The 15821-nt window shown below is 73.2% G+C and carries 10 protein-coding genes; 8 read left to right on the plus strand and 2 right to left on the minus strand.

Annotated features, from left to right (window positions below):
* Positions 1-193 precede the first annotated feature (193 nt).
* The gene (locus ACTWP5_RS22570; RefSeq protein WP_443222885.1) at positions 194-3817 is read right to left on the minus strand and encodes an NACHT domain-containing protein; all 3624 of its coding nucleotides are present in this window, start codon (positions 3815-3817) and stop codon (positions 194-196) included.
* Positions 3818-4230: 413 nt separating this feature from the next.
* On the opposite strand from ACTWP5_RS22570, the gene ACTWP5_RS22575 reads away from it, so the two are divergent.
* The gene (locus ACTWP5_RS22575; protein WP_443222886.1) at positions 4231-5382 is read left to right on the plus strand and encodes a S1 family peptidase; all 1152 of its coding nucleotides are present in this window, start codon (positions 4231-4233) and stop codon (positions 5380-5382) included.
* A 339-nt stretch (positions 5383-5721) separates the two neighbouring features.
* Here the strand turns inward: ACTWP5_RS22575 and ACTWP5_RS22580 are convergent, their stop codons facing one another.
* Positions 5722-6414 (minus strand): hypothetical protein, encoded by a 693-nt coding sequence (locus ACTWP5_RS22580; protein ID WP_443222887.1) that lies wholly within the window; start codon positions 6412-6414, stop codon positions 5722-5724.
* A 605-nt stretch (positions 6415-7019) separates the two neighbouring features.
* Between ACTWP5_RS22580 and ACTWP5_RS22585 the strand changes: the two genes are divergently transcribed.
* The 7 genes from ACTWP5_RS22585 (at position 7020) to ACTWP5_RS22615 (ending at position 15794) form a co-directional block, all read left to right on the plus strand.
* Complete coding sequence (locus tag ACTWP5_RS22585; RefSeq protein WP_443222888.1) at positions 7020-7727, plus strand: FadR/GntR family transcriptional regulator; 708 nt, start codon at positions 7020-7022, stop codon at positions 7725-7727.
* A gap of 27 nt (positions 7728-7754) precedes the next feature.
* On the plus strand, positions 7755-8609 hold the full coding sequence (locus ACTWP5_RS22590; protein WP_443222889.1) for a fumarylacetoacetate hydrolase family protein: 855 nt from the start codon (positions 7755-7757) through the stop codon (positions 8607-8609).
* Between the two features lie 49 nt (positions 8610-8658).
* Positions 8659-9942 (plus strand): nickel-dependent lactate racemase, encoded by a 1284-nt coding sequence (gene larA / locus ACTWP5_RS22595; protein ID WP_443222890.1) that lies wholly within the window; start codon positions 8659-8661, stop codon positions 9940-9942.
* A gap of 451 nt (positions 9943-10393) precedes the next feature.
* On the plus strand, positions 10394-11332 hold the full coding sequence (locus tag ACTWP5_RS22600; RefSeq protein WP_443222891.1) for a hypothetical protein: 939 nt from the start codon (positions 10394-10396) through the stop codon (positions 11330-11332).
* Between the two features lie 273 nt (positions 11333-11605).
* Positions 11606-13951, plus strand: a complete 2346-nt coding sequence (locus tag ACTWP5_RS22605; RefSeq protein WP_443222892.1) for a glycoside hydrolase family 31 protein — start codon at positions 11606-11608, stop codon at positions 13949-13951.
* A gap of 77 nt (positions 13952-14028) precedes the next feature.
* Entirely contained in the window at positions 14029-14721 is a 693-nt protein-coding gene (locus ACTWP5_RS22610; protein WP_443222893.1) for a ThuA domain-containing protein, read from the plus strand.
* Entirely contained in the window at positions 14706-15794 is a 1089-nt protein-coding gene (locus tag ACTWP5_RS22615) for a Gfo/Idh/MocA family protein (protein WP_443222894.1), read from the plus strand. Before ACTWP5_RS22610 ends, ACTWP5_RS22615 begins: the two co-directional genes overlap by 16 nt.
* The last annotated feature ends 27 nt before the right edge of the window (positions 15795-15821 follow it).

Raw genomic sequence — 15821 nt, forward strand, 5'->3', positions numbered from 1 at the left:
CGTTCTGACCTGTGTCTTCGGCCTCGCGGCCCGGCTTCCCGAGGCGGGACGGCCACGTCCTTCGAGCCGCCTCGGCCGGACGTGGGAGCGATGCGGGAGCAGAGGGGGACCGGCCTCCCGCGCGCCGGGCCCACGACACGGCCTACGGCCTTCTCGGCGATCCCCTGACCCACCCGGGATGACGGGACAGCCGCTAACCGAGGGCTCCGCGCTGGGCCCGCACCCGTTGCCCGAGGTGCGACAGGAGGCCCGGGACGACCAGCAGGACCGTGCCGACGGCGATGATCCAGCACACCGCCGAGCCGCCCTCCCACGCCGCGTACCCGGCGCCCGCCACCAGGGTCCCCACGACCAGGACGTGCCAGGCGACGACGGCCGGCGTCACCCACGAGAGCTGGTCGGTCGTCGCGCCGACGGTGACGGTGATCTTGCGCCGCGCACCGTCGGGAAAGGGGTCCAGCCCCGCTATGACACCCAGCAGGATCAGCAGGGCGGCCAGCAGGTACGCCAGGAACGCCACCGCCCCGGGCGTCCCGTCCGCCGCGGCCGAGGGCAGCACCGCGTAGCCCTGCACCAGGAGGGTGAACGCCCAGCTCATCGTGATCCGGCCCTGCGTGCGGCGGGTGGCGTGCCAGCGCAGCCGCAGCTGGCACAGGCCCTGTACGAGGGCGAGCGCGGTGACGGCGAGGAGGTCGGCCCAGCCCAGCGGGTCCGGCGGCACGGTCACCGCCAGGACCGCCGCGGTGGACAGGCCGAACGACAGCACGCCACCGAGCCGCAGCAGCGCCGCGAGCCTGCCGGCGTACCCGAACGGCAGGTCGGTACAGAGCAGCAGCAGGCCGGCGACCGCGGCCACCACCGACCAGCCCGGCATGTCGGCGCCGCCCGGCGACGTCAGCGTCGGGACCGTCGCCGCCACGACCAACGCCCCGACCACCGCGACGCGAACCGCGGCGCCGGCGCCGCCGCCCGCCCTGCGGACCGGTGTCACCCGTTCCCTGGCCTCCATCGTCGGATCGCCTGCCGGCGCCGGGCCCTGCTCCTCGTGGGCGCCGTGTCGGAGCAGCTCACGCCGCAGGCCCTGCCAGTCGAGTTCGCCGTCGCCACCGGGCAGCGACGACAGCGCCGGGGGCCGCCACCGTTCGGCGGCGAAGTGCCGCAGCGCCGCCTCCACCTGCCAGGGCAGCACCGGGTGCAGCCCCAGCCGGCAGAGCGTGTACCAGGGCCCGTCGCTGCGGGCCAACCGCGGGCCGCGCGGCGCCGCGGGGTCGAGCCGTACGTGAATGCCGTACAGCCGCGTGTCGACCCCGCGGAACCTGGTGCGGCGCACCGCGACGTCCTCGACGTGCCGCCAGGCGTATCGGTCGAGGCGGAACAGCCCGGTACGGCACTCCAGGTGGTCGCGGGTGATGCGCAGCACGTCCGTGCGGCGCGGCATGACGAAGGCGGCGAGGGCGGGCGCGCCGCCGAGCACCAGCAGGACCACGGCCGGCCCCCAGATCACGGGCAGCGCCTCGGTGCCCCCCGTGACGGCGATCCGCAGCGTCGTCAGGCCGATCAGCGGCAGCAGCACCATGATCGGGCCGAACGCGAGCCGGCGCCGCCTGAGCCTGATCACGACGCCGCCGTCCCGCAGCACGGTGATCGCGTCCCCCGGCAGCTCGGGCGCCCGCCGCGCGGCGTGACCGAAGACCGCGGCCGGGCCACCACCGGAGGCGCGCTCGGCGAGGCGCTGTTGGAGGCGGCGGTTGCGGAACTGGTAGGTCGCGCCCACCTCGCGGAGCACGCCGTGCCGTCGGGCGTCGTGGAGGAAACGCATCAGGGAGAACGGCACGCGGCCCGCGAGCGCCAGGCTGCCGCGGGCCAGCAGCCAACGGCTCCACGGACTGACGCCCAGCAGCATGGTGGCCGCTCCGAGCCAGCCGGCGACGGCGACAGCGCGGCCCGCCGTGCCCGGCTCGTGCCACGCGCTGGCGCCGACGGCGTACCCGATCACCGGGGCGATCACGCAGAGCGTGACGGCCACCGCCACGTGCTCGCCGCGCATCCGCCGCTCGGGCGTGACGACCTCGTCCTCCGCGGTGGCCGGCGCGGCGAGCAGGATGACCAGCGCGGCGGCGACGACCAGGCCGATCGCCTGGTTGCCGAACTGACGGCCCCCCAGGTCGGACGGCGTGCTCAGCGCGGCCAGCAGAAGGATGGCCGCGAAGAGGACGACGGCCAGCACGGCGCCGACGGCCCGCCACGGCGTGATGGCGTGGGCCGCGGCGCGCAGCGTGGCCCCCAGGCGTAACGGGTTGACGATGCGGCGCGGCTCGCCGAAGCGGTAGTCGGAGTACCAGATCCTGACGACGAACTGCAGGACGACTCCCAGGGTCAACCCGCTGAGGAGCGCGGTCGTGATCTCGCTGGTGAACGTGAACTCCTGCCACTCCCAGCGCGACCCCTGGCTCTGCTCGTCGCGATACCAGGCGGTGAGGCGGGACCCCGCCGCGGAGACCGCGAGGCCGAGGGCGACCAGGGCCGGCAGCACCAGCAGGCTCGGCAGGGCCGCCAGGTGGAGCCGCCACCACGCCAGCTCAGTGGTGCCGCGCCGTTCCAGGTGGCCGGCGAGGTAGCGCAGCCACCGCTGGGCCGACCGCGGCGACCAGCGGCGGGGCGGATCGTGGCGGTCGCCGGAGGCCACCGGCTGGCCGGCGAAGACGGTCGGGACCAACGCGTCGAGGAGGTGGTCCTCGACGGCGGCCCGGGTGGGCAACCGTGCCTGGTCGGCGAGCTCGCCGGGATCCGACCAGGGCCGGCTGTAGACGGTGCGGGCCAGCCACAGCATCAGCGGCGTCGACAGGGCGGTGGCGGCCGGTGCCGTGGGCTGTTTCGTCAGGGTCTCGAACAGCGGGCCGAAGCGGTGCAGCGCGTCGGGCGGGGCGCTGCGCCTGAGGTACTCCTCGGCGTCGGCGGCCTTGACGGGCTGCGCCTCGACGACGGCGGCGGAACGGAGCACCGGGTGCCGGGCGAGCGCGTCGAACTCCTCCGTGCGCGAGGTGAGGATCAGCGGGTGTCCCTCGTACAGCGCCCGGTTGAGCGACCTGATCGCGGTGGCCTGCCGGTCGCGCGGCATCTCGTCGAGCCCGTCGAGCACCGGCAGCAGCCGCGTGGTGGGGCTCGCCTTCCACAGCGCACGCGCGGGGTGGTCACCTCCGACGCGCGGCAGGGCGGGGTAGTCCTCGGCCAGCCGGCGCACCAGCCAGGCGCCGAACTCCTCGCGGTCCGGGTCCCACGCGGTCAGCGGGAGCACCACCGGCACCGGGAGATGTGCGTCGGGGTCGTTTGGCCCAACGGCGAGGAGCCGTCGTTTCAACAGGTCGAGCGTCATCATGATCGCGAGCGCCGACTTGCCGGAGCCGGCACCACCCAGGATCACCAGCCGCCGCTGTGGCAGCGCGAGGAACGGCGAGACGATGTCGCCGACGTCGTCACCGCCACCACACGGGCCGTCGGCCGTACGCCCGACGGAGCCCCCGACGTTCTCCGGATGGTCGGCGCGCCGCTCCCGGGCCCGCCACTCGATCGCGAGTGGGGTGCGGTCACCGCCGACATCCCAGACCTTGGCCTCCTCGCGCCACTGTCGAAACACCGCCTCGGCAAGGGCGTGTGCCGCCCGTTCCTCCTCCGAGGGGGTGGTCGCCGCCGGTACGTTGATGCTCAGGTTCCCGTAGAGATCCCGGAACTGGACAACGACCCGGGCGTCCCCGTGGAACAGGTTGACCGTGTCCCCATCCCGGCTGCCGGGACGCCCCGCGTCACCGAGCTCGGCCATACCTTCCCCCTCGAAGCCCCCAAAGCCCCACGCTGTGGACGGCAGGACATGGTAGCGAAGGCGTGACACCCTGCAACTCCCCTGGCGCGCCCGGGATTCCAACCCGCCACGCGGGTCACCCTTCGCGGTCCGTTTCCTCGGACGGCGTCTCGGCGAGCGCGTCCGCCTCGGGACGGCGGGCGGTGATCCGATCCGGCAGCGCGGCGCCCTCTCACCCCTCACCCCTCACCCCTCGTGCGCGGGCCGGGTCGCGCACCGGAGAAGCCGTGGCGCGCCGTGGCCGGATCCCGCGGCCGGAGCAGCCGTTGGTCTAGACATGTCAAAGACTCGGCCCTACTCTCCCCACTGGAGTGAGAGCGCTCTCAGTCTCCTTGTTCGGCTCCACACGCAGAGCACAGAAGGAGATCCCCCACATGAGACGTACCGCAGGCATGCGCCTGTGTCTGTCCGCGCTCCTGGTCGCCGTCGCCGCGGTGAGCGGCAGCCAGGCGGTCGCCGCCGAACACTCCGGCGGCGCGGCGGAGCCCGCGGCCGAACCCGCCCTGGTGCAGGCGCTCCAGCGCGACCTCGGGCTGACGGAGGAGGAGGCCCTGACGCGACTCGCGGCCGAGTCGCGGGCCGTGGCCGTCGAGCCCGACGCGCGGCGCGCCGCGGGCCGGGCGTTCGGCGGCAGCTGGTTCGACCCGGCGGACGGCACACTGGTGGTGGCCGTGACCGACGAGGCCCGGGCCGCCGACGTGCGGGCCACCGGCGCCGAGGTCGAGCTCGTCCGCCACACCCAGCGGGAACTGAACGCCACGCTGACCGAACTGGACGAGCTGGACGCGCCGGAGGGCGTCGCCGCCTGGCACGTGGACCCGCGCGTCAACAGCGTCGTCGTCGACGTCGTGGCCGGCGCCCGGGGTGACGCCGAGGTGGCGGCGTTCCTCGCCGACGCGCGGCGGGCCGGCCCCGTCACCGTGCGCACCGGCGCGGTCGAGGCGCCCGAGACGTTCGCCGCCGGGACGGTCGGCGGCGACCCGTACTACACCGGCAACGTCCGCTGCTCCATCGGCTTCTCGGTGCACGGCGGCTTCGTGACCGCCGGGCACTGCGGCGGGGTCGGGGCGAGCGTCAGCGGCTGGGACCGCACGCACATCGGCACCTTCCAGGGCTCGTCGTTCCCCGGCAACGACTACGCGTGGGTCAGCGTGGGCAGCGGCTGGTGGACCGTGCCGGTCGTCCTCGGCTGGGGCACCGTCTCCGACGCGCTGGTGCGCGGCTCGGCGGAGGCGCCCATCGGCGCGTCGATCTGCCGGTCGGGCTCGACCACGGGCTGGCACTGCGGCACCGTGCTGGCGAAGAACGAGACGGTCAACTACAGCTCGGGCGAGACGGTCTACCAGCTGACGAAGACGAGCGTGTGCGCGGAGCCGGGCGACTCGGGCGGCTCGTACATCAGCGGCGACCAGGCCCAGGGCGTGACCTCGGGCGGCTGGGGCAACTGCTCCGGTGGCGGCGAGACCTGGTACCAGCCCGTCAACGAGATCCTGAACGCGTACGGGCTGACGCTGCACACCGCCTGACCCCCTTCCGGGGCCGGGTCAGAGAGACGGCCGCCGGTGCCGGTGCGGACGCCCGGTGCCGGCGGCTGTCGCCCTCCCCTCCAGCGGCCGCGTCGCCGCCCGCCCACTTCCCGCGAGCCCGTTGACCTCGCGGCAGGTCGCCGAGGTGAGGGGGCGCCTGGCCAGCGCCCCCTGAGGGGTCCGGGCCGTCGGGCGGGCGGCGGCCCCTTGTCGGCCGGCCGGACAAGCCGGCGATGGCGGTGAGGCCGCCGTCCGGAGCCAGGTCCTGCCCGGCAGGATCCGTCGGACGGGCTCCAGGCGGGGGCCGTGCGCGCGGTGGTGGTGTCGACGAGGTACGTCTCAGCAGCTCTGGAAGAAGAACTCGGCGTTCTTGCCGTCCGGCGAGAGGAACAGGTAACCGACCCCGTTGTCACCGAAGTTGACCCCGAAGGGCAGTTCGTAGGAGTCGAGCTGGGCGACCAGCTGCCAGCCCTCACCCGGCAGGTCGTCGCCCTGCAACCAGACCGGCACCACGTCGGGGCCGCCGAGCTGGTTCATCCGGATGCTGCCTTCGGCGTCCTTCTGGCGCTCTTCGAGCGCCTCCTCCAGCCGAGCCTCCCGGTCATACTCGTCCTCGCCCTCGACCGGCTCCAGGTCCCGTTCGACGTGGGAGAAGTCGACCTTTTCCTCCACCCGGAGCAGGTGGACCCGGTCCAGCTCGTTCGGCCCGGTGGCCGCCGCCCGCGTCTCGAAGGACTCGGTGACCCGCCCGCCCGGCTGGACGACGGTGGCGTGTTCGCCCGAGAACCCGATGGCGAACAGGTACACCATCCGGTCCCCGTCCCTGTCCCCGTCCCCGTTTCCCTTGCCGCTGCCGTCCGCCGCCGGCATCCGGAACTGCCCCATGAACGTGGCCAGTTCGTTCTCGTACGGGTCGACCGGCCACTGCGGCTCCTCCAGCCAGTGCGGCAGGCCGCCCAGCCTGGTGCCGTCCGTGACGGCTGCGGCCTCGGCGTCACTCGCCGGCTGGTAGGACGTGAAGCGGTACCGCATGGGGATCCCCCGTGTCGACCAATCTGCCGTGATGCGGCACAAGGTATCGCCCGACACCGACAGCCGGGGCCCTCACCCCCGCCCGAGGATCGGCAACCCCAGGGGCTCACCTCGGCTACCAGGGTCGACTCCGTCGGCGATCCTGATCGCCGGAGCCGTCAGGGACTGACCACCCGCCAGGAAGCCGTACTGGTCGCCCTGCTCCGCTTCTTCGGCTCCGCCTCGTGGTACGCCAGGAGAGGACAGGAAGAAGTGACCGGCGGTCGCGTCGCCGGCCGACTCCCCTACCGGGGGCACGGCCGGCCCCGGTCAGGCAGGGGCGGGCGCGTGAACGCCCGGCGGCAGCTCGCGCTTCCCGCCGGGTGGCGGGTCGGCATCAACGGGCCAGGGCCTGATGGCCGCGGTCGGGACCGCGTCGCCGCGTCGCCGCGTTGCCCGCGTTGCACGGCGAACGCCGGGTCGACGCGCCGTCGGCGCCGCTTCGCGCAGACATAGGATCGATTCACGGAGAACCGTGGGGCAGAGACCCAACTTCTGGGAAGAATCGACCCAAGATCTCCGAAGATCCTATCCAGACATGGGATCTCTGATCTACGCTGCGGCGCATGTCACTGACCGACGGGGCGATCGCCCGCATCCGGGAGCTGATCCGGTCCGGTGCCCTGCCCCCGGGTTCCAGGCTTCCTCCGGAGCCGCAGCTGGCCGCCGAGCTGGGCCTGTCACGCAACCTCATGCGCGAGGCCGTGAAGGCCCTGGTCGTCGCCCGGGTCCTGGACATCCGGCGCGGGGACGGCACCTACGTCACGAGCCTGGAGCCCGGCCTGCTGCTCGAAGGGCTCAGCGCGGCGGTCGAGATGCTCCGCGGCGAGACGCTGCTGGAGGTCAGCGAGGTGCGGCGCCTGCTCGAACCCGTCGCGACCGGGCTCGCCGCGACCAGGATCACCGACGCCGACCTCCACGAGCTGCGCCAGCACCTGAAGGCCATGCACGCCTGCCGCGAGGACCCCCGACTCCTGACCGAGCACGACGCCGCCTTCCACCGCACGGTCACCCTCGCGACGGGCAACGCGACGCTGGTGTCCGTGCTGGAGGGCATCTCCAGCCGCACGCTGCGCGGCCGGGTGTGGCGTGGCCTGGTCGACGAGGACTCGGCGGACCGGACCATCGCCGAGCACGAGGCCATCTACGCCGCGCTGGCCGACCGGAACGCGCCCCTCGCCCAGGCGACGGCGCTGGTGCACGTCAGCACCACGGAGAACTGGCTCCGTGCCCACCTCCGCCCAGGCGACCCGTCGGATGAGCACCCCGACTGAGACCCCCTCCGCACGACCGGGAGAACCATGCGCCTTCTGAGAGTCGGCCCGCCCGGCGCCGAACGCCCCTGCCTGCTGTCCACGGACGGCACCGCCCACGACCTGTCGCCGCTCACTCACGACATCGACGGGGCCTTCCTCGCCGGTGACGGCCCTCGGCGGGCACGGGAGGCGGCCGCCGCCGGACGGCTGCCGAGCGTCGACCTGACCGGCGTCCGGACCGGTCCGCCGGTCGCCCGGCCGGGAAAGGTGGTGTGTGTGGGCCTGAACTACCGCGCCCACGCCGCCGAGACGAACACCCCGCCGCCCGCCGAGCCCGTCGTCTTCATGAAGGCGTCCAACACCGTCGTCGGCCCCGACGACACCGTGCTCGTGCCCCGGGGCAGCACCGCCACCGACTACGAGGCGGAGCTCGCCGTCGTCATCGGCGCCACCGCCCGTTACCTCGCCTCACCCGACGCCGCGGCGGCCTGTGTCGCGGGATACGCGATATCCGACGACGTGTCCGAGCGCGTCTTCCAGCACGACCGTGGCGGCCAGTGGGACAAGGGCAAGTCCTGCGAGACCTTCAACCCGCTGGGGCCCTGGCTCGTCACCCCGGAGGAGGTGGGCGACCCGCAGGCCCTGGGCATGCGGCTGTGGGTCAACGGGGCGTTGCGTCAGAACGGCAGCACCGGCGACATGATCTTCGGCGTGCACCACGTCGTCTGGTACCTCAGCCAGTTCATGGTCCTCGACCCCGGCGACGTCATCAACACCGGCACCCCGGCGGGTGTCGCGTTCGGCGCCAACGACTTCCCCTACCTGCGCGCCGGCGACGTCGTGGAGATCGAGATCGAGCGGCTCGGACGACAGCGACACACCCTGGAGCAGGCCCGATGACCACCACGGCCCGCCCGCTCCCCGCGCCGTCGACCCCGAGGGAGGAGCCGTGCTGACCGTTCGCCTGGCCTACGGCGAGACCGGCCTCGACCTGCGGGTCGACCCGGCCGCGGCCACCGTGATCACCCCGGTGCACCATCCGGCGGCCGAGGACCAGATGGCCGCCCTGCGCCGGGCCCTCCGCTCCCCCGTCGCCGGCCCGCCGCTGCGCGACCGGGTGCGGCCGGGGCAGACGGTGGCGATCTCGGCCTGCGACGTGACGCGGCCCCAACCCCGTCACCTGATGATTCCGGCGATCCTCGACGAACTGGACGGCGTGGTCGACCTGGCCGACGTGGTCGTGCTCGTGGCCACCGGCACCCACCGCGGCAACACGGACGCGGAGCTGCGGCGCATGTTCGGCGACCACGTCGTCGACGCGGTCCGCGTCGTCAACCACGACGCGCGTGATCGCGCGTCCCTCGCCTGGTGCGGAACGTTCGGCGACGGCGTGCCCGTGTGGCTGAACCGCGAGTGGACCGAGGCGGACGTCCGCATCACCACCGGCTTCGTGGAACCCCACTTCTTCGCCGGCTTCTCCGGCGGACCGAAGCTCGTCGCGCCCGGCCTCGCCGCGCTGGAGACCGTTCTCGTCCTGCACGACGCCGCCCGGATCGCCGACCCGCGCGCCACGTGGGGCGTCACCCACGGCAACCCGGTGCACGACGACGTCCGGGCCATCGCGGAGGCGACCGGAGTCACCTTCGCCCTGGACGTGGTCCTCAACCGCGAGCAGGACATCGTCACGGCCTTCGGCGGGGACCTGCTGCCCATGCACGCGGCTGCCACGGAGGCGGCGCGGCGCACGGCGATGCGGCCGGTGGACACGCTGTTCGATGTCGTCGTCACGACGAACTCCGGCTACCCGCTGGACCAGAACCTCTACCAGTCGGTCAAGGGCATGTCGGCGGCCCACAAGGTGGTCAGGCCGGGCGGCACGATCATCTGCGCGGCCGAGTGCCGCGACGGCTTTCCCGACCACGGCTCCTACCGCGCGGTCCTGGCGTCGGCCGACTCACCGCAGGCGCTGCTGGACACCCTGGCCCGCCGCGCGAGGACCGTGCCCGACCAGTGGCAGGCCCAGATCCAGGCCCGCGTCCAACGCGACGCCCGTGTGCTGGTGCACACGTCCCGTCTGGGCGCGGAGGAACTCGCCGCCGCGCATCTCGGCCACGCGGAGGACGTCTCGGCCGCCGTCGCCGACGCGCTGGCCGCCGCCGGGACGGGCGCCCGGGTGTGCGTCCTGCCCGAGGGTCCGCAGACGATTCCCTACCTGCGGGCAGGCGCCGGATGAACGCGGCACCGGCGGGGCGGTGGCCGCTGCGCCGACGCCGAACCCGGGCCGCGCGTCGGGGGGAGCGGTGGCCGACGGCGGGGCGGTGGCCGACGGCGGGTGGGCCCGGAGCGAGGGGGCCCGCCGACCGACCGGGAACCTGAGAGACCGCGGAGGCGGTCTGGCCGCTCCCTCCCCTGGCCGCCTACCATCGCGTCTGACGAACCGGTCGGCGTTCGTCATCCCGAACATCGCTGGACGCGAGCGGCCCGTGCCCGCCCCACGGTCCGCAGACGACGCCAGGCGAACAGTCCCGAGCCGCCCCACCACCGTTCTCCGTGCCCGTTCGTCTCAGCACGACGACCCGACCTCTCCCGCTTCCTCACGACCACCGTCGCACCGCTCGGCGTCGCGGCGGTCACCGCCCGCGCGTCGGGCCGAACCGGCCTTGCCCGAAGGAGAAGTGACCACCATGCGCAGAATCGATCCCCTCGCCCAGCGGACGATCGCGGCCCTCGTCGCCCTGGTACTGACCTCGGCGGCCGCGCTCCTGATCGGTCCGCAGTCCACGTCGTCCGCCGCCACGGCCCCCTCCACAGCCCGCGCCACGGCACCGTCGCAGGCGCCCACGGACCCGCCTGCGGTGGAGAACAACTTCCCGGTCACCCGGGAGGGCGCGTACGGCGACAACCGCTTCACGGTGTTCCGTCCCACGGACCCGCAGGCCGTCGGCCGCCCCCTGCCCGTGCTGGCCTTCGGCAACGGCGCGTGCGCCCACACCGACAACAGCGAGGTGACGCAGGCGTTGACGTTCGTCGCGTCGAAGGGATTCGTCGTGGTGAACACGGGATCGGCCGACGGTTCGCCCAACGGCGTGCCGAGCGGTTCGCCCATCCCGTCCCTGCTGACCGACGCGATCGCCTGGGCCGAGCGGGAACACGACCGCGCCGCCTCGCCGCTGTTCCAGCGACTCGACCTGACGAAGGTGGCGACCGCGGGCCACTCCTGCGGCGGCCTGGAGGCGCTCGTCGCCGCCCAGGACGCCCGGGTGTCCGCCACGGTCTCCCTGAACAGCGGCTTCTTCGAGGACGGCTCGTTCGGATACCCCCGCTCCGAGTTGGCGAAGCTCCACACACCCGTCATGTTCCTGGACGGTGGCCCCTCCGACATCGCCTACACCAACTCCCAGGCCAACTACGGCCTGGTCACCGTCCCCGCCGTGCTGGCCACACACCCGCAGGCCGGGCACGGGGGGTTCATCACCGGCGCCCAGATGGCCGACGGCATGGCGGTGGTCGTCTCGTTCCTCGACATGGTGCTCAACGGCAACCAGGCGGCGACGGATCACATCCTCGACCCCGCGGGACTGGCCTCCCAGGCCCCCTGGGTGGTGGCCACCAAGAACTTCTGAGCCGGCGGCAGGTCCACCCGCGCTTCGTCGGTCAGCGACACGCGCCGGACCACTGTCATAGATCTGATGATTCCACCCAGCGAGACCGGTGCGCATGCGAAAGCTCTGGACAGGAACGGACACCTGGGTGGTAAATTCATCACATGATACGGCTGCTGCCTCGTGCGGCGCCACGTGACGAGAGCGGCTCTGGCGACAGGAGTTCGGCCACGCCCCGGGTTCGACGGGACGCGCTCGACGCGTTCGAGGAGGGAGCAACGCATGGAGGGCGTCGTGCCACGTCGCCAGGTTGACCGTGACCTCTCGTGGGAGCACCACGAGGGCGGCGTGCTGATCCGCCACGGCGCGACCGTGGTCCGGGTGTCGTGGGAGGCGAAGGGCGTCGTGCGGATCGGCGCACGGTCGAACGGCGACGGGCCCGCGTCGTTCGAGGACGGGCCCATGCTCGATCCGGGACGTACGCGGCACGCCGTACGCTTCAGCGCGCGGGAGTCGGAGCACGAACTCGTCCTGTCCGACGGGGCGCTGGCCCTGCACGTCGACCGCTCCACCGGCGGCCTCTCGTACCGCGACGGCCGCGGCGAGCTGCTGTTCGCCGAGCAGGGCGCGGCCGGAGGCGACAGGAAACCGAGGGCGGACGGGAGCGGGTTCCGGGCCCGCCTCTCCCTCACCGTCCCCGACGACCAGGCCCTCTACGGCCTCGGCCAACACGAGGTCGGCGTCCTCGACCGGCGGGGCCACCACCTCGACCTCTACCAGCACAACCTGAAGATCGCGATCCCCTTCCTCCTGTCGTCGCGCGCCTGGGGACTGCTGTGGCACTGCTACGCGGCGATGAGCTTCGACGACGACGCCTCGGGCACCACGCTGCGGGCGGACTGCGTCGACGAGACCGACTACTTCGTCATCGCCGGCGACACCCTGGACGGTGTCATCGCCGGCTACCGCCACCTCACCGGCGCGGTGCCCATCCCACCCCGCTGGGCGTTCGGCTTCGTTCAGTCCACGGAGCGCTACGAGACGCAGGAGCAGGTGCTGGCGGTCGCGCGCCGCTACGCGGAGCTCGGCCTCCCGGCGGAGTGTGTCGTCGTGGACTGGCAGTACTGGCCGGACGGTCAGTGGGGGCAGAAGTCGTTCGACGCGCGTCGTTTCCCCGATCCCGAAGGCATGTGCCGTGAGGCGCACGAGCTCGGGACCAGGATCATGATCTCGGTCTGGCCCCACATGGACGCCGCCGGCCCCGACCACGCGGAGTTCCAGGCGGCCGGCAGGCTGCTCGCCAACGATCGCACCTACGACGCGTTCGACCCCGAGGCGCGGGCGCTCTTCTGGGAACAGACGCGGAGCGGCCTGCTCAGCCACGGGTTCGACGCCGTCTGGTGCGACTGCTCCGAGCCCTTCGAGGCCGACTGGCACGGCGCCGACAGGCCCGGTCCCGAGGAGCAGCGGGCGCTCAACGTCGGCGCGGCCGAGGAGTTCCTCGGGCCGGCCAGGGCGAACGCCTACTCCCTGGCGCACAGCCGTGGCGTCTGGGACGGTCACCGCGCCTCCGGCTTCTCCCACCGGCTGCTGAACCTCACGCGCTCGGCCTATCCCGGCCAGCAGCGCTACGGCACGTTCAGCTGGTCCGGCGACGTCTCGGCCTCGTGGGACACCCTCGCCCGGCAGATCGCCGAAGGGCTCAACTTCGCCGCCTCGGGTCTCCCCTACTGGACCTGCGACGTCGGTGGCTTCTTCGTCAGGCCCGGAGACGCCTGGTTCGCCCGGGGCGAGTTCCCCGACGGTGTCGACGATCCCGCCTACCGCGAACTCTTCCTCCGGTGGTTCCAGTACGGCTGCTTCCTCCCGATGTTCCGCGTGCACGGCAGCGACACCCCTCGCGAGATCTGGCACTTCGGCACGCCGGGCGAGGTCGTCTACGACACGCTCGTGCGCTTCGTCGAGCTGCGCAAGGCGCTGGTCCCCTACCTCTACGCGGTCGCGGGCGCCGTGTACCTCGAATCGTCGACGATGATGCGGCCCCTCGCCTTCGACTTCGCGCACGACGCGAGCGCCCTGCGGGTCGACGACCAGTTCCTCCTGGGACCGTCGCTGATGGTCTGCCCCGTCACGCGACCCCAGCGGGACGGCTCCGGCTCCGGCTCCGGCCTTCCGCTCGGCACCGAGGCGACGCGGCCGGTGTACCTGCCGCGGGGCACCACCTGGATCGACGCGTGGACCGGTGACGTCCACGGCGGCGGCGGGGAGGTCGAGGCCCCGGCCGGTCCTGAGACGATTCCCGTGTACGCGAGGGCGGGGACGATCCTGCCCCTCGCGCGTCCGGACGGCGATCTCGACGTCCTGGTGTTCCCCGGCGCCGACGGCGAGTTCGGCCTCTACGAGGACGAGGGCGACGGCTGGGGCTACGAGGCCGGCGAGTACACCCGCACCACGCTGCGCTGGATCGACGCGGAACACACGCTCGTGGTCGGAGCGCCGCGGGGGTCCCGTCCCGGCGGCCCGGCCACCCGGACGTTCCACGCGGGGCTCGTCCGCCCCGGGCACGGCTGGCGAGGCGACGCCACGGGCTCGGTCCGGGTCGAACAGCGCGGCGAGGAGGTACGGGTTCCGCTCGTGTGACGACCCGCGACCGCCCGCACCCCCGACACTCACCGACGCCCATCGCGGCGTTCACGACACCGAGGATGTACCTCTCCATGAGCAAACAAGCGATCATCGTTCGCGGCGGCTGGGAAGGACACCAGCCCGAGGCGGCCACCGAGATGTTCCTGCCCCACCTGGAGCGTCACGGCTACGCATGGGAGATTCACGACTCACCGGCGGTCTACGCGGACGCGGACCGCATGGCCACGGCCGACCTGGTCGTGCAGTGCGTGACCATGTCGACGATCGAACGGGACCAGGTCCTCGGACTGCGGGCGGCGATCGAGGCCGGCACCGGCTTCGCCGGCTGGCACGGCGGCATCGCCGACTCCTACCGGGCCAGCGACGACTACCTGCACCTGATGGGGGCGCAGTTCGCCCACCACCCGGGCAAACACCCCGACGAACGGCAGGGCGAACAGTCCGACAACTACATACCGCACCGGATCGAGATGCTGCCGGCGGCGGCCGATCACCCCATCACCGCCGGGATCGACAGTTTCGACCTCGTGACCGAGCAGTACTGGGTCCTCACCGACGGGCTGCTCGACGTCCTGGCCACGACGACGCTGCCGGCCCGCCCGTGGGACCCGTGGCACCAGCCGCACACCTGTCCGGCCGTGTGGACCCGGCGCTGGGGCGCGGGACGCATCTTCGCGTGCACACCGGGCCATCGGGTCGAGGTCCTGGAGAACCCGAACGTCCGGACGATCATCGAACGGGGAATGCTGTGGGCCAGCCGCTGAGGATCGGACTCGTCGGCGCCGGCGTGATCAGCCGACAGTACCTGGAGACGATCGCCCGGCTCGACGCGCTGGAGCTCGTCGCCGTCGCCGACCTCGACGCCGGCCGTGCCGCCGCGGCGGCGGACGCGTACGGCGCGCGGGCGTTGACCGTCGAGGAGCTGCTGCGACGCGAGGACGTCGACGCCGTGCTGAACCTCACCATCCCGGCGGCGCACGCCGAGACGTCGCTGGCGGCGATCGAGGCGGGCAAGGCCGTCTACGTCGAGAAGCCGTTGGCCGCCACGACGGCGCAGGGCCGCGTGATGCTGGACGCCGCGTCCGCCGCGGGCGTCGTCCTCGGCAGCGCGCCCGACACCGTCCTCGGCACCGGGGTGCAGACCGCTCGCGCGGCGATCGACGAGGGCGCCATCGGAACGCCGCTCAGCGCCACGGCCACCATGGTGACGCCGGGTCACGAGCGCTGGCACCCGGCGCCTGACTTCTACTACCAGCCCGGTGGCGGCCCGCTCCTCGACATGGGGCCCTACTACCTGACGTCGCTGGTGACGCTGCTCGGGCCGGTCGTGGGCGTCGTCGGCGCCGCCAGCGCCCTGCGGAGCGAACGCGTCATCGGGTCGGGGCCACGGGCGGGCGAGCGCATACCCGTGGCCACCCCCACCCACGTGACCGGAGCGCTGACGCACGCCTCGGGTGCCCTCTCGACCCTGGTGATGAGCTTCGACGCGCTGTCCACCCACGCCGCCCACATCGAGGTGCACGGGACGGACGGTTCGCTGGCCGTGCCGGACCCGAACCTGTTCAGCGGCGACGTCGCACTGGACACCGGTGCGGGCTGGACGGTGCTGCCCGTGTCGGCGGGGTACCGGCAGGCCGCCCGCGGATACGGCCTGGCCGATCTCCTCTGGTCGGGAGCGTTCGCCGGTGACCCCTCGGCGGGCCGGGCCCGGGGGGTTCTCGGCTTCCACGTCCTGGAGGTGATGGAGGCGGTGCTGACCGCCGCGGCCGAGGGCCGGTCGGTCCCGGTCACGAGCACCGTCGATCGCCCGGCGGCCGTTCCCCTGGACGATCGATGAGGCGCCGTGGCGCGTCGCGTCCCTGGT

The organism is Streptomyces sp. 4N509B (assembly GCF_052245655.1).
Lineage (GTDB): Bacteria > Actinomycetota > Actinomycetes > Streptomycetales > Streptomycetaceae > Streptomyces.

Bases quoted from the DNA above. Each gene is read 5' to 3' on its own strand.
- ACTWP5_RS22570 (WP_443222885.1), bottom strand. From the start codon at position 3,817: ATGGCCGAGCTCGGTGACGCGGGGCGTCCCGGCAGCCGGGATGGGGAC.
- ACTWP5_RS22575 (WP_443222886.1), top strand. From the start codon at position 4,231: ATGAGACGTACCGCAGGCATGCGCCTGTGTCTGTCCGCGCTCCTGGTC.
- ACTWP5_RS22580 (WP_443222887.1), bottom strand. From the start codon at position 6,414: ATGCGGTACCGCTTCACGTCCTACCAGCCGGCGAGTGACGCCGAGGCC.
- ACTWP5_RS22585 (WP_443222888.1), top strand. From the start codon at position 7,020: ATGTCACTGACCGACGGGGCGATCGCCCGCATCCGGGAGCTGATCCGG.
- ACTWP5_RS22590 (WP_443222889.1), top strand. From the start codon at position 7,755: ATGCGCCTTCTGAGAGTCGGCCCGCCCGGCGCCGAACGCCCCTGCCTG.
- ACTWP5_RS22600 (WP_443222891.1), top strand. From the start codon at position 10,394: ATGCGCAGAATCGATCCCCTCGCCCAGCGGACGATCGCGGCCCTCGTC.
- ACTWP5_RS22610 (WP_443222893.1), top strand. From the start codon at position 14,029: ATGAGCAAACAAGCGATCATCGTTCGCGGCGGCTGGGAAGGACACCAG.